Below are 13,352 nucleotides of genomic sequence, written 5' to 3' on the forward strand. Positions count from 1 at the left end.
CTGAGATCTCTCAGGGCGTCTTTTTTATTGAAAGTCATTCCAGATCGGCAATTCCCATCTTCGCTTTCTAAATTTGCTCGGGTTCCAGAATCCCTTTGTTAATTCGATCTCCGGCTCAGCGTGGTTGCGGACCAGCACCGTTACAACATCGAAGCGATACTGGATATCGCGAACGCCGAATAGTCTCCGGTAGATCTTGGACGTTCTGGTTATTTGTCGTTGTTTGCGGGTATCTACCGCCGAGATCACGGGAGCGAAATCGTCAGATCGCCGCGCCTTTACCTCGACGAAGCAGAGCGTTTCGATATCGAGTGCGATGATATCGATCTCGCCCGTGACTTGAACTCCCTTCGAATTGCGGCCGACGGGCACTTTGAAATTCGTTAGGACGATGCGATATCCGGCACGGATCAGGTGTACTACGGCAAGAGTTTCGCCGTATATGCCAAGCTCGCTTGTGCGTTGTGATGCCGCTCGTTTATCCTTTTGAAGTATCGATAATATTTCGGACATTCTATTTGTGCAAATGAAACCAAATTATATCAGAAAGATCGGAGCCGTTGGCCTGCTTTGCGTCGGCTCTTTCCTAGCTGTTACTGCACAAACGCCAACTGCACAGCCTGTGCGAACGCCGACTCCAGTGCCAACACCGTTCGTCGCTCCGCCGCTGCCGGCGGTCGTGAATTTTGAAAAGCCAACGGTACTTTCGTATGACCCGGCGAAGTTAGCGTCTCCATTTGCGACCGAGAGTGCGAGGCGCAGCTCGCGGGTGATCCCGCAGCCGGCGAATGCAACGCTCAACGTGCCCAAGGGCTTCAAAGTGAACGTTTTTGCTGAAGGGGATTTCAGGGTTCCGCGTTGGATGGCTCTGGCACCGAATGGAGATGTATTTCTAGCGGATTCGCGGGCGAATTCGGTGATCGTGCTCCGGGATACCAATAAAGACGGAAAAGCGGATCAGCGTTTTGTGTTCTCGGACAAACTGGCACAGCCGTTCGGAATGGCGTTTCACGATGGATGGTTTTATGTTGCGAACACGGATTCGATCGTTCGTTTCAAATACAAAACCGGGCAAACAGCTGCCGATGGTGACCCAGAAAAGCTCGTTGAGCTGACCCCGGGCGGCTATAACCAACACTGGACGAGGAATATCTTGTTCTCAAAGGACGGCAAGCAGATGTTCGTCTCGATCGGATCGGCGACTAACGTCGATGTGGAGGCCGACCCGAAACGTGCCGCGATATCGGTCTATGATCCTGACGGGAAAAACCATCGCATCTACGCGAGCGGCCTCAGAAATCCGATCGGCCTGGCGTGGAATCCAAAAACCGGCGAACTCTGGACCGCCGTCAACGAACGCGACGGTCTTGGTGACGATCTGGTGCCTGACTACGCGACCAGCGTCAAAGAGGGCGGCTTTTACGGCTGGCCCTACTCGTATATCGGCCAGAACGAAGACCCGCGACGTAAAGGCGAAAATCCTGATCTTGTGAAAAAAGCGATCGTTCCTGATGTCTTGTTTACCTCCCATGTCGCCGCGTTGGGAATACAGTTCTACTCAGGCAAGATGTTCCCGAAGGAATATCAGGGTGATGCATTCGTAGCGTTTCACGGCTCATGGAATAGAGCAAAGTTGAGCGGTTACAAGATCGTACGGATCCGATTTAAGGACGGCAAACTTATCGGCAATCAGTTCGAAGATTTCGTTACCGGCTGGCTGCCTGATGAAAATTCGAATGAGGTCTGGGGAAGACCGGTCGGGTTGCTCGTTGCCGCGGACGGCTCACTCCTGATCACCGATGACGGTGCCCGCAAGATCTGGCGAGTTAGTTACGGAAAATAGCTATTTCTTATCAACAAACTTTACCATCGACGGCTGCATTGTTTTTTTCAATGCGGCCGCTTTTGCTTCAACTTCCTCGAAGACACGTAGGAAATTCTCGCCCGTAATTTTTCGCAGATCTTTTTCCGTCCAACCTCTTTTGGCTAGTTCAATAAGGAGATTCGGATATGTCGAAACATCTTCTAATCCCTTGATCGTAAACGGAATGCCGTCGTAATCTCCGGCAATGCCAAGATACTCGACTCCAATTAGATTCTTAACATAATCAAATTGATCGGCCATCGCGGAAATCGTTACAATCGGCTGTGGATTCGTCGTTTCCCAAGCATCCATTTCGGCAGTCGCTTTGCTCATATCGCCACTGTATTTTTTGCTTAGTAGCTCAAAATAGGCTTCGGAATCGTCCATCCATTTTGACATGTCGTGGCTAACAAAATACGGGACAAAGGTAAGCATCACGATTCCGCGATTCGTTTTTAATTTACGGAGAACCTGATCAGGAACATTTCGATTAACATCGCAAAGAGCCCGTGCGTTTGAATGACTGAAAATAATAGGTGCTTGTGAAGAATCAAGGATTCCGTTCATCGCGTCCGCTGAGACGTGTGAGGCATCGATCATGATCCCGAGCCGGTTCATTTCCTTGATCATTTCTTTGCCGAATGAGGAAACCCCGTTGTGTTTTGGTGTGTCCTCGCTGCCGTCAGCAAGATCGTTAGTGCGGTAGGCAAAGGTGACGCTCCGAAGCCCAAGATCATAGTAGCTTCGCAACAAAGCCATATTGTTTTTGAGTCTGACCGCGCTTTCAAGCGTCGGGAGAATAGCGATCTTTCCGTTTCTTGAAGCCGCCCGCATTTCACGTGAAGTTCCGACGACCCGCAAGTCATTCGGGTAAGCAGCCTCCATTCGATGTAAAAGGTCGTAGGCTGAGAGCTGGCTTTCGGAAGTTTGCTCGCTACCAAAAATATTGAGAAGCTGACCGCCAACGCCACCTTTTCGCCAACGTGGAATATCCGTGTGCCCTTTGGCAGCGACGTCGATCCGATAAGCCATCAGATCTCTAGGACACTCCTTACAATCAAAATAGTGAATGAACAGGTCATTGTGTCCGTCGATAACGGGCGACACCCTCAGAACAGACGACACTATCTTTGCCGCCGCTTCATCAGAAACGACGTAATTTACCCGAGCCCCCCCTTGGGCGATCGCCGTATGAGATCCGGCAATAAAGAGCAGAACTATCAGGTAAATCTTAGTTTGACGTTTCATAACTTCATTAGGAACCTTCGGTGTCCGTAAGATAACTATTTTTTCTCGACAACCTTAACCGACGACGGCTGAATTGTTTTCTGCAATGCGGCCGCTTTTGCTTCTACTTCCTCAAAGACACGTAAAAAATTTTCGCTCGTGATCTTTCGCAGATCCTTTTCTGTCCAGCCGCGTTTGGCGAGTTCGGTCAACAATTTTGGATAACCGGATACGTCGTCTAATCCTTTTATTGTGTAAAGGATGCCGTCGAAATCGCCTCCGATGCCGATATGGTCGACGCCAACGAGGCGTTTTACGTGGTCAAAATGATCGGCGATGTCCGAAACTGTGACAACCGGCCGTGGATTCTCTTTTTCCCATATATCCATGTCGGCCTTGACCTTTACCTTGTCAAACGCATGTTTCCTTTGTAGTGCAAAGTAGTACTCATCGCCAGCGTTGTACCATTTTGCAAATGCGTTGGTCGTGAATTCCGGCACGAAAGTAAGCATGATCATCCCGCGATTTGCGACTAGTTTCTTAATGACATCGTCGGGGACGTTGCGGTTGTGGTCGCATAGTGCACGGGCATTCGAATGGCTGAAAATGATGGGAGCCTTGGTCGTCTCAAGAACATCGCTCATCGCTTTAGCCGAAACGTGGGAAATATCCACGATGATGCCCAGACGGTTCATTTCGCCGATCATTTCCTTGCCAAATGCGGAGACGCCGTTGTGTTTTGGTTTGTCGTCGCTTCCGTCGGCGAGGTCATTTGTCTTGTAGGCAAAGGTCACGCTTCGCAGGCCGAGCTGGTAAAAGCTCCTGAGCAGCGACATATTGTTCTCAAGGCCTATCGAGCCCTCCATTATTGGAAGTATCGCAATACGCCCTGATCGCATCGCCGCCCGCATTTCTGATGATGTCCCAACTACCTTTATGTCGTTCGGATAAGCCGCCTGCATCCGGTATACGATGTCATATGCATCAAGAAAAAGACCCAGTGATCTATCTTTCTCGATATTTAGTAACTGTCCGCCAACGCCGCCTTTGCGCCAACGCGGAATGTCCGTATGTCCGGTATTTGTGCTATCGATCCGATAGGTATGGAAATCCTGGGGACACTCTTTACAAGCAAAAAAATGGATGAAAAGGTCGTTATGGCCGTCGATCACGGGTGAAGTCTTGAGAACCCGAGTGACAAGTTTTTCAGCGGCTTGGTCGGATAGGACATATTTCTTTGCCTCTTTTTGAGCATAGAAACTTGCGGCAGGAATAAGAATGCATAACGCCAATTTGAAACAATGTCGGAAGCATTTCATTGTACTTACCTCGGGTTCTTTCGGGTTTGAAATAGGTCTCTAAAATGCAGGTTCCTCGTAAATACCGTAAACATCACGCAACGCTACGCAGATCTCTTCGACGGTTGCGTATGCTGCGACAGCTTCGATGATCGCTGGCATTGAGTTTTCACCCGTTTTGGCTGACTGTTTGACCTTTTCGAGCGAATTGGCAACAGCACCGGCGTCGCGAATGGACTTGACGTGTTCCATGCGGAGAAGTTGGTGGTCGCGGACGCCTTCGTCGATCTGGAGGATCTCGTATTTTGAGACGCCTTCGTCCATGGCGTATTTGTTGACGCCGACGATGACCTGTTCGTTGCGCTCGACGGCTTTTTGGTATTGGTAGGCAGACTCCTGGATCTCACGCTGTGGGAATCCCGCCTCGACTGCCTCGACCATGCCTCCAAAATTGTTGATCTTTTCGAAATAATCGAAACAGCCATCTATCATTTTTTGAGTGAGCGATTCGACATAATAGCTGCCGCCGAGCGGGTCGACGGTGTTTGCAACGCCGGTTTCTTCGGCGATGATCTGCTGTGTTCGCAGAGCTATCAAAGCAGCGGCATCCGTGGGTAATGCAAGGGCTTCGTCGTACGAATCGGTATGAAGCGACTGCGTACCGCCGAGAACACCAGCTAAGGCCTGTATCGCCACGCGGGCGATGTTATTTAGCGGCTGTTGAACCGTTAGCGAAACTCCCGCCGTCTGCGTATGAAAACGCATCTGCATAGTCCGCGGATTCTTCGCTCCGAAGCGTTCTTTCATAGTCCGTGCCCACACGACGCGGGCCGCACGGTATTTAGCTATCTCTTCGAAGAAATCGTTGTGAGCATTAAAGAAAAATGAGATACGCGGTACAAATTCATCCACATCCATCCCACGATCGACGCCATACTGAACGTACTCGACTCCGTCACGCAGCGTGAACGCGAGTTCCTGCAACGCTGTCGCTCCGGCCTCGCGAATATGGTATCCCGAGACGGAGATCGGGTTGTACTTAGGGACGTGTTTGGTCGTGTATTCGAATGTATCGATGACGAGCTTCATCGCCGGTTTGATCGGGTAGATCCATTCTTTTTGGGCGATGTACTCCTTGAGAATGTCGTTTTGCAGCGTGCCTGAAATCTTAGTAAAATCAGCTTTTTGTTTCTCGGCGACGACCAAATACATCGCGAGAAAGATCGGTGCGGGCGCATTGATCGTCTGCGAAACCGTCACGTGATCGAGCGGTATGCCGTCAAACAAAACTTCAAAATCCGCTAGCGACGATACCGCGACCCCGCATTTCCCGACCTCGCCTTCGCTTAGCGGGGAATCGCAATCAAGGCCCATCAATGCCGGAAGATCATATGCGACAGACAATCCCGTTTGGCCCTGGGCCATCAAGTACTTGAATCGGCGATTGGTCTCCTCAGGCGACGAAAACCCTGCAAATTGCCGCATCGTCCACAATTTGCCTCGATAGCCAGTCGGGTGAATGCCGCGCTTGTATGGGTACTCGCCCGGAAATCCGATCTCGCTCAGGCCTTCCGCATCGGCGGCAGAATAGAGACGTTCAACGGGTTCGAGACTAATGCCTTCGAAGGATGCTTTGCGTTCGGGTGACCGTTCGAGGATCTTGCCGACCGTTTCGGTCTCCCAACGCTGCTTTTCTGCCTCTGCCGATGTTAGTGCTTCTTTGATTTCAGGGGTCATGATTATGCTCGTATAGATTTGTATTTTAACACAAGGCGGGATCGGAGCGGTTTCGCCAAATTGCCAAAACAGACACCTTACGCATACAATTACCAAATGGTTATCGTCAGGTCAGGTATTTTCGCCATCGCGGTCGTCGTCGCGAGCATGTTCTCAGCATGCGGCGGCAACAGTGGAAATGGCAATACAAACGCGCAAAAAACCGCTACCCGTCCTGCCGAAAATCCGAATACGGTCCGCACTAATGTTGAAGAACTAGGCGTCCTTGTCAAGGTTCCTTATGAAACCGAAGACATCGTTTGGAAGGAGATTACGGCCAAGAAAAAGATAATTGCGATCATGCGGTTTTCGGCTGCCGACGCCAATAAGATCGTCGCCGAGGCCGGTGGAACTCCTGAAAACACCGGTATTGCGGTTGAATCGTGGTTTCCCGAGGAATTGATCGCCCAGACTGAGATGAGCGGTGACAACGCCTTAAAAGGCGTTTCCTATCCCGCTACGGCTTTTTATCAGGATCCCTACACGAGCGGGAAGATCACTCGCGTCGAAGGCAGTGATTACTTCATCCTTGAGATCCAATCTAAATAGAGACTATTCCAGCTCAAATCGTTTTAGCTTTCGGTAGAGTGTCGAAAGATCGATGCCGAGGATGCTTGCGGCCGTCACCTTATCCTGGCCGGATTCTGCAAGTACATCGAGGACGTAACGTTTCTCCATTTCCTCGAGGGTCGGCCGATCTCCGATCTTTCCTGTCTTTTCACTAGTCGCCTGCACCTTTGCCGGCAGGCTCGCCAGGTCGATCTCATCTCGACTGAGGATCACTGATCTCTCAATTACATGTTCCAACTCTCGAATATTGCCTGGCCAGTCGTAGTTTGTCAGAGCGGCGAGAGCTTCGCCGGTGACAACCTTCTGCGGAGCGTTTTGGGCATGAGCGGCAGTTCCGACAAAGTGCTTGATCAGCAGTGGAATGTCATCGCGTCTCTCCCTCAACGGCGGCACCTCGATCTCGATAACGTTTAGTCGGTAGAAAAGATCTTTGCGAAAACGGCCTCCGGCGACCTCGTCTTCAAGATCCCGGTTTGTCGCGGCGACGATCCGCGCGTCAAAGTTCACTGCTGTTGACGATCCGACCGGCACTACCTGATGTTCCTGCAATGCTCGTAAGAGTTTTACCTGCAGCGATGGCGGCATTTCGCCCACTTCGTCGAGAAAGAGAGTGCCGCCCGCTACTGACCGAAATAGCCCTTTTTTGTCCGCAACTGCTCCGGTGAAAGAACCGCGTGTGTGGCCGAAAAGTTCGCTTTCGAGCAGCGATTCGGGCAAAGCCCCGCAATTGACCGCGAGGAAAGGCTTATCCCGGCGTCCGCTGTTGAAGTGGATCGCACGGGCGATCAATTCCTTTCCAGTGCCGCTTTCCCCTTGTATCAGTACGTTCGCTGATGTATCGGCAACCTTGTTTACGAGCTCAAAAACCCGATGCAGAGCATCACTCTTGCCGACGATCTCTGAGAAGGTTTGATGCTTGTACAATTCGCGGCGTAGAACACGGTTCTCACGAAACAGCTGCCTGTGTTGTGCTGCGTTCCTTACGGTCTGAACGAGATCTTCGTTTACGAACGGCTTTGTGATGTAGTCATAAGCCCCTTTGCGGAGCGCGGCAACGGCTGTGTCGACCGACGAGAATGCGGTCATAATGATCACGACAGCTTCGTCATCGATGGATTTGATCTGATCCAGCAGGGCAAGGCCGTCCCTGCCTGACATTTTGATATCTGTCAGGGTGATTACGATCTCGTTCGACGTGAAGAGGTCGAGCGCTGTTTCCGCACTATCGGCGGTATAGACCTCGAAATCGGCCGCTTCTAAAAGCTGACGCAGGATGCCTCGCATCATCTCTTCGTCTTCGACGATCAGGACGCTTTCTTTTGCCATATCCGTTAAAAATTTAAGTCTAGCACAAGCTTTATTGTTGCTTCGCGTTCGTGTTAGCATCAAATATTATCTTCTTGATTCGATGCGGTTTATCAGATTTTTCAGCTTGTCCTTATTGATCGCGGCTTCCGCGGTTCTCGGGAACGCGCAGCAAACAAACCCCGTTGAGCGGCAGGTTTCAAATCCGATAACCGACACTCCTAACATCAGCCCGATCTCGGCGGAAAAAAAGGTCACGGCACCCAAGTCAACGAAGAAGCAAAAGGTCGAGCCTGAGGGCGGGGACGGCGAACTCGTCGTCTATTCCGATCGCAACAGCGTTGAGGGCGAAAAAGGTGCCCGAGTGGTCCGGCACACTGGCAATGTTGATGCCCGTTACGGTATCTACCGGATCCAGGCGAACGAGATAACGATCTATGAGGCCGAGAATAAACTGGCGGCAAAGGGAAGCGTTATTTTCGATCAGGGCGACGACCAAAGGATCACGGGAGCCACCGCCGTTTGGAATTATAAGACCAAGCTTGGCACTTTCGAGGACGCGACGGGCTTTACGAATCAGACCAATGACGGGACCGTCATTTACTTTACTGCCGAAAAGGTCGAGCGTGTCAGCCTAAACGAGATCGTCGTTATCAAGGGCACGTTCACAGCCTGCGAGGAAGCCGTCCCTAAATGGAGTTTCACATCGGATCGGGCAACGATCAAAACGAATGATAAGCTTCGGTTAAAGAACGCTAAATTTCGAATAAAGAGCGTACCGCTTCTCGTAGTACCTTTCGCTTCGATCCCGATCAAAGCGAAGGACCGGAGCTCCGGGTTTTTGACGCCGACCGTGAGTTATTCAAAGCGAAAGGGCGTCCGGCTTTCCACGGCCTATTATCAAACGCTTGGCTCGTCGGCCGATGTGACCTTTCGCGGTGATGTTTATACATCTCGCGGTCTTGGCTACGGTTTGGACGTTCGAACGCGGGCAAATTCACGTTCGTATCTGAACTTCGGATTTTACGCGGTCAAGGATAGGATTTTCGGAAATGAGGCCGACGCAGCCCACCCGGACCAGGGCGGATCGATCATTTTCGCGGATGGTGTTCATTATTTTTCCAATGGGTTCACGGCGGCTGCGGACGTTAGGCTGACCTCGAGCCTTGATTTCAGGCAGGAATTCTCGGATGGTGTTCAGCAGATCATTTCGCCTATCGAGGTCTCTCAGGTATTTCTCAACAAGAGCTGGGATAGCTATACACTTAATCTGCTGTCGCGTACTCAGGTCATTTCGATCCCTAATGTCCGGGAAAAGACCCGCAATCTCCCGAGCATCAATTTTGAAAAGCGGCCGACGATGCTGTCATTTTTGAAGGGCGTTTATTTCTCATTCAGGACCAGTCTCGAGGGCGTATCGCGCCGAGAAGAGGTGGATGATCTCGCTCTTTATCGTCAGACCACGGGCAGCGACCCGGTCGTCACGCCCGCGTTGTCGCAGCGTCTGGATGTTTACCCGCAGATAACAGTGCCGTTTCGGACCAAGTACTTTAACTTTACTGCGAATGCGGCCGCGCGGGTGACGTATTACTCGAATTCATTCAACGATATGCGTCAGGTTGTCGGCGATAACGTTGTGCGGAAATATGGGGATTTTTCGTTTGATGTTCGCCCTGTGGCTCTGGCACGGAACTTTTACGGTAAGGATAATTCGTTCCGTTTCCGCCACGTTATCGAGCCATACATGACCTACCGTCTGGTTAAGGGAGTCGATAATTTTAATCGGATCATTCGTTTTGACTACGTTGATACCGCGGCGAATACCAACGAAATTGAATTTGGCGTAATAAACCGTTTTTATACTAGAAGATACACTGAGGCGGTGACGAGCGAAGCCCAACGTCTCTTGTCGGAGGCGTCAGGATCAGGTGGAAATTCAACTAAAGACGGGAAAGCTACCGGTATTCAGCCCTACGAGATATTGACGCTGACTGTTAGAGGAAAATACTTCTTCGATAAGACGTTTGGCGGAGCTCTCGTGCCGGGCCGGCGGAATCAGATCGAACCGATCACGGCTCTCAGCTTTTATACTTTTGGCGGGGTTCCCCGCAGGTTTTCCCCCCTTAGTATCGATCTGACGTATCGGCCGCAGAAAACGATCTTTGCAAGCACAAGGATGGATGTTGGCCTCAACAGCGATGGTATCCGCGCGGTGTCGGCGACCCTTGGTTATGATTCATCTTTTATAAAGCTTTTCCAGACCTTTTATTTCACCCGCGCGGTGACACTTATTCCGTCGCTTGCCCAATACGCGAACGCCGAGGGCAAGGAACCAGGAACACTTCGTGGTTCGCAGTGGAGTCCTTCTGTTTTCGTCGGCAATCGTGATAAGGGATTGTACGGCGGCTACTCTTTCTTTTTTGACTTCCAAAACCGCAGGGCCAGCCAGCAAAATCCACTCATCAGTTCGCTGGTTACAGTTGGCTACACCTACGACTGCTGCTCCCTGGCACTGCAATACTACAGCTTCAACGTCGGCGTAAGAAAAGAAAACAAACTTGTTTTCAGCTTTCGCCTGAATGGTATCGGGTCTTTTGGATCCGAGCAGTTCGGGCAGGGCCTTCGCTAGTTGAATATCAGATCATCGACTGGAAAGGTAAAGGTTCTGGGCGATCGAATTGTAGTATTCAACCGGTGCAAGATCGTCGGTCAGAATCGCCGCTCCCTGCGGTAAAGTTCCCGTGTATCGATGGTCAAGCAACAGTCTCATCGCCGTACTGTCGGTGTCCTGAATTAAAGCGGGATCAGTCGATTTTGACGCAACCATGATCAAATTCTGGAGCTTTTCGTCCGGGTAGTCCGAGTTTACTTTGAACAAATGCACCTGCGGAAAGACCTGTTTGTAAGTTGCAAGTTCCGCGGCGAGGAACGTGCTGCCTTCGCCTGATATCGCGGCTCCAAGATTGAAGACAATTACGCCGTCGTCACTTAGTATCCGGCTGAATTGGGTCACAGCTTCCAAGGTCGTCAGATGATGAGGAACGCTGAAAAGCGAACCAAATGCATCCATCAAGATCGTATCGTACTTGGCAGTTTCAGCCCGATTGATGAACATCCTGCCGTCTTCATGGAAGATCTGCATCCGCGGGTCGTCCTTCATCCGAAAGTGATCGCGGGCGATCCTAGTCATTTGCGGGTCGATCTCGACAACGTCAATGCGGGCATTTGGGTACGTTTTCAAATATTCTCGCGGAAACGTGTAACCGGCTCCTCCGATCAGCAGCGTGGAGGTGAAATCGGGCTTAAAAGGACTGATCAGGTGATAATATTTGCCGTATTCCAGCACGAGTTCGTCGCTGTCAAGAAATATTGCCGACTGGACGAAATACGGGTCGGTTGCTAGGGCTCGGATCGGTCTACCGGACGCAGGGTCTTTGGTTTCAAATACTTGAACGCGGCTGTATTCGGTGTCAATGTCGTAAACACCGCTGCTGGTACGCAGAATGTACGCACCGCCTTCGCTCGCGACTACTCCGAGAATGAAGAAAGTGATCGCTGCAATATTTGTCTTTGAAATTGAGAACGGAACAAGCAGAGCTGACAGGGCGATCAAAGCTGCAGCGATCAAATAAAGCGTGCGGACGCTGCCGAGAAATGGGATCAGAAAAAAGCCTGCAGCAAAAGTTCCGATTATGCTCCCGATGGTGGAGAGAGCATAAAGACGGCCTACCGTGCGTCCGGTTTCCTCAAGCGTGGTCATCTTTAGCCGCACAGCAAAGGGCGTGACAAACCCGAGGCAAATGCTTGCCGGGGCGAATAATACGACTGCCGCTATTAACGCTTTGATCTCGATCATCATCGCAGCTGATGCGATCGTCGAGAGCAGAACATCCTTTATTAGAACAGTTAGCGAGATCAGGCCGCCCGCGGCAAAGATGACCGAAGCAAGGATCTTAACGTCGGGCCTATTATCGGCGAGTCGTCCTCCAAGCCAATAGCCAAGGCTCAGGCTTGCTAAAATGACGCCGATAAGGCTCGTCCATATGTAGGTCGAGGCCCCAATAAAAGGCGAAAGGATGCGGGAGCCGATGATCTCAAAGATCATGACAAGAGCACCGCAGACAAAGACGGTGATCTCTAAGATTATGGATTGGAATCTTTTAAGCACCGTTCCAGAAGGCGGCGGCCTAGCCGCAATTCACGCAAAAAGAGAAACGGAGAAACATAGCTTCTCCGCAAATAGAGCGGCAAAGCCGCAAGAAAAGTCATGACATAGTCCTAAACGCGCGCGGCCGAGGCATTTACAAACGTGAGCCATTCGGCTCCGTCGGGTGCCGGACGCGTTGCATCAAGGATCTTGAAGAACTCGGTTTGCAGACGTTTCGTTATATCACCGCATTTTCCGGAACCTATGGTAATGCGGTCGACCGCACGTATGGGCGTGATCTCAGCTGCCGTGCCGGTAAAGAAGAGCTCGTCGGCAAGATAAAGTGCGGCCCGCTGCACGGTTGTTTCTAACACTTCAATGCCCATTTCACGAGCGATCTGAATTACCGAATCACGAGTGATTCCCGGCAGGATCGACGCTCCGAGCGGAGGCGTGATCAGCTTACCGCCATTGACCAGAAACAGATTCTCACCCGAGCCTTCTGAAACGTAGCCGCGATCGTCGAGAGCGATTCCCTCAGAGAATCCACCGAGGAGGGCTTCCATCTTGATGAGCTGCGAATTCATGTAATTCGCTCCCGCCTTGGCCATCGCGGGAAGGGAATTTGACGTAATTCGAGACCAACTCGAAACGCAAACGTCGATGCCGGCGTCCATTGATTCTTCACCGAGATACTTGCCCCACTGCCACGCCGCGATGTATGAATCGATCGGATTATTAAGCGGATTTACGCCGAATGCCGGCTTTTCCAGATCCAGCCCGCGAATGATCAGCGGCCGAAGATAGCAGGAATCGAGACCGCTGCCGCCGATAAGGCTGACCGCCGCGTCGCAAAAATCGTCGCGTGTGAATTCCGGTTCCATCCGATATATCTTTGCTGAATTCACAAGCCGGTGCATGTGTTCCTTTAGGCGGAAAACTGCCGGCCCTTTCGAGGTGTCATAGCAGCGGATGCCCTCAAAAACGCTGGAACCATAGTTCACAACGTGCGACATTATGTGGATATTTGCATCCGACCAATCGATGAATTCGCCATTTCTCCAAACCTTTGGTGCGATCTTCATCGTGTTAACATCTTTTCCGGCCATATTATTGTTCGTGCCATTAAAATGGCTCATGAAGGGGTTCTAAAATTAATTGTCGA

The 13,352-nt window shown here is 51.1% G+C and carries 10 protein-coding genes; 3 read left to right on the forward strand and 7 right to left on the reverse strand.

Going from position 1 to position 13,352, the window contains the following annotated elements; all coding sequences use genetic code 11:
- Positions 1-24: 24 nt before the first annotated feature.
- On the reverse strand, positions 25-513 hold the full coding sequence (locus IPG22_17430; GenBank protein MBK6590069.1) for a YraN family protein: 489 nt from the start codon (positions 511-513) through the stop codon (positions 25-27).
- A 13-nt stretch (positions 514-526) separates the two neighbouring features.
- On the opposite strand from IPG22_17430, the gene IPG22_17435 reads away from it, so the two are divergent.
- Entirely contained in the window at positions 527-1,843 is a 1,317-nt protein-coding gene (locus tag IPG22_17435) for a sorbosone dehydrogenase family protein (protein ID MBK6590070.1), read from the forward strand.
- Here the strand turns inward: IPG22_17435 and IPG22_17440 are convergent, their stop codons facing one another.
- From IPG22_17440 to IPG22_17450, 3 genes are read right to left on the reverse strand one after another with little or no spacing between them, the layout of a single operon-like run.
- On the reverse strand, positions 1,844-3,112 hold the full coding sequence (locus IPG22_17440) for a dipeptidase (GenBank protein MBK6590071.1): 1,269 nt from the start codon (positions 3,110-3,112) through the stop codon (positions 1,844-1,846).
- Positions 3,113-3,147: 35 nt separating this feature from the next.
- A complete protein-coding gene (locus IPG22_17445; GenBank protein ID MBK6590072.1) occupies positions 3,148-4,410 on the reverse strand; it encodes a dipeptidase in 1,263 nt (420 codons plus the stop codon).
- 39 nt (positions 4,411-4,449) lie between these two features.
- Complete coding sequence (locus IPG22_17450) at positions 4,450-6,126, reverse strand: methylmalonyl-CoA mutase family protein (protein MBK6590073.1); 1,677 nt, start codon at positions 6,124-6,126, stop codon at positions 4,450-4,452.
- 60 nt (positions 6,127-6,186) lie between these two features.
- Between IPG22_17450 and IPG22_17455 the strand changes: the two genes are divergently transcribed.
- Positions 6,187-6,714 carry a hypothetical protein gene (locus IPG22_17455; protein MBK6590074.1) on the forward strand — a complete coding sequence of 176 codons (528 nt, stop codon included), beginning with the start codon at positions 6,187-6,189 and terminating at the stop codon, positions 6,712-6,714.
- Positions 6,715-6,717: 3 nt separating this feature from the next.
- On the opposite strand, the gene IPG22_17460 is transcribed toward IPG22_17455, so the two are convergent.
- Positions 6,718-8,061: a sigma-54-dependent Fis family transcriptional regulator gene (locus tag IPG22_17460; protein ID MBK6590075.1), complete on the reverse strand. Its 1,344-nt coding sequence runs from the start codon at positions 8,059-8,061 to the stop codon at positions 6,718-6,720.
- Between the two features lie 106 nt (positions 8,062-8,167).
- On the opposite strand from IPG22_17460, the gene IPG22_17465 reads away from it, so the two are divergent.
- Positions 8,168-10,669, forward strand: coding sequence for an LPS-assembly protein LptD (locus tag IPG22_17465; GenBank protein ID MBK6590076.1), 2,502 nt, complete (start codon positions 8,168-8,170; stop codon positions 10,667-10,669).
- 12 nt (positions 10,670-10,681) lie between these two features.
- Here IPG22_17465 and IPG22_17470 read toward each other — a convergent pair whose 3' ends face one another.
- Positions 10,682-12,208: a fused MFS/spermidine synthase gene (locus tag IPG22_17470; GenBank protein MBK6590077.1), complete on the reverse strand. Its 1,527-nt coding sequence runs from the start codon at positions 12,206-12,208 to the stop codon at positions 10,682-10,684.
- A 110-nt stretch (positions 12,209-12,318) separates the two neighbouring features.
- Positions 12,319-13,272, reverse strand: a complete 954-nt coding sequence (locus tag IPG22_17475; protein MBK6590078.1) for a branched-chain amino acid transaminase — start codon at positions 13,270-13,272, stop codon at positions 12,319-12,321.
- Positions 13,273-13,352: the final 80 nt, after the last annotated feature.

The organism is Acidobacteriota bacterium, assembly GCA_016703965.1.
Taxonomy (GTDB): Bacteria; Acidobacteriota; Blastocatellia; order Pyrinomonadales; family Pyrinomonadaceae; genus OLB17.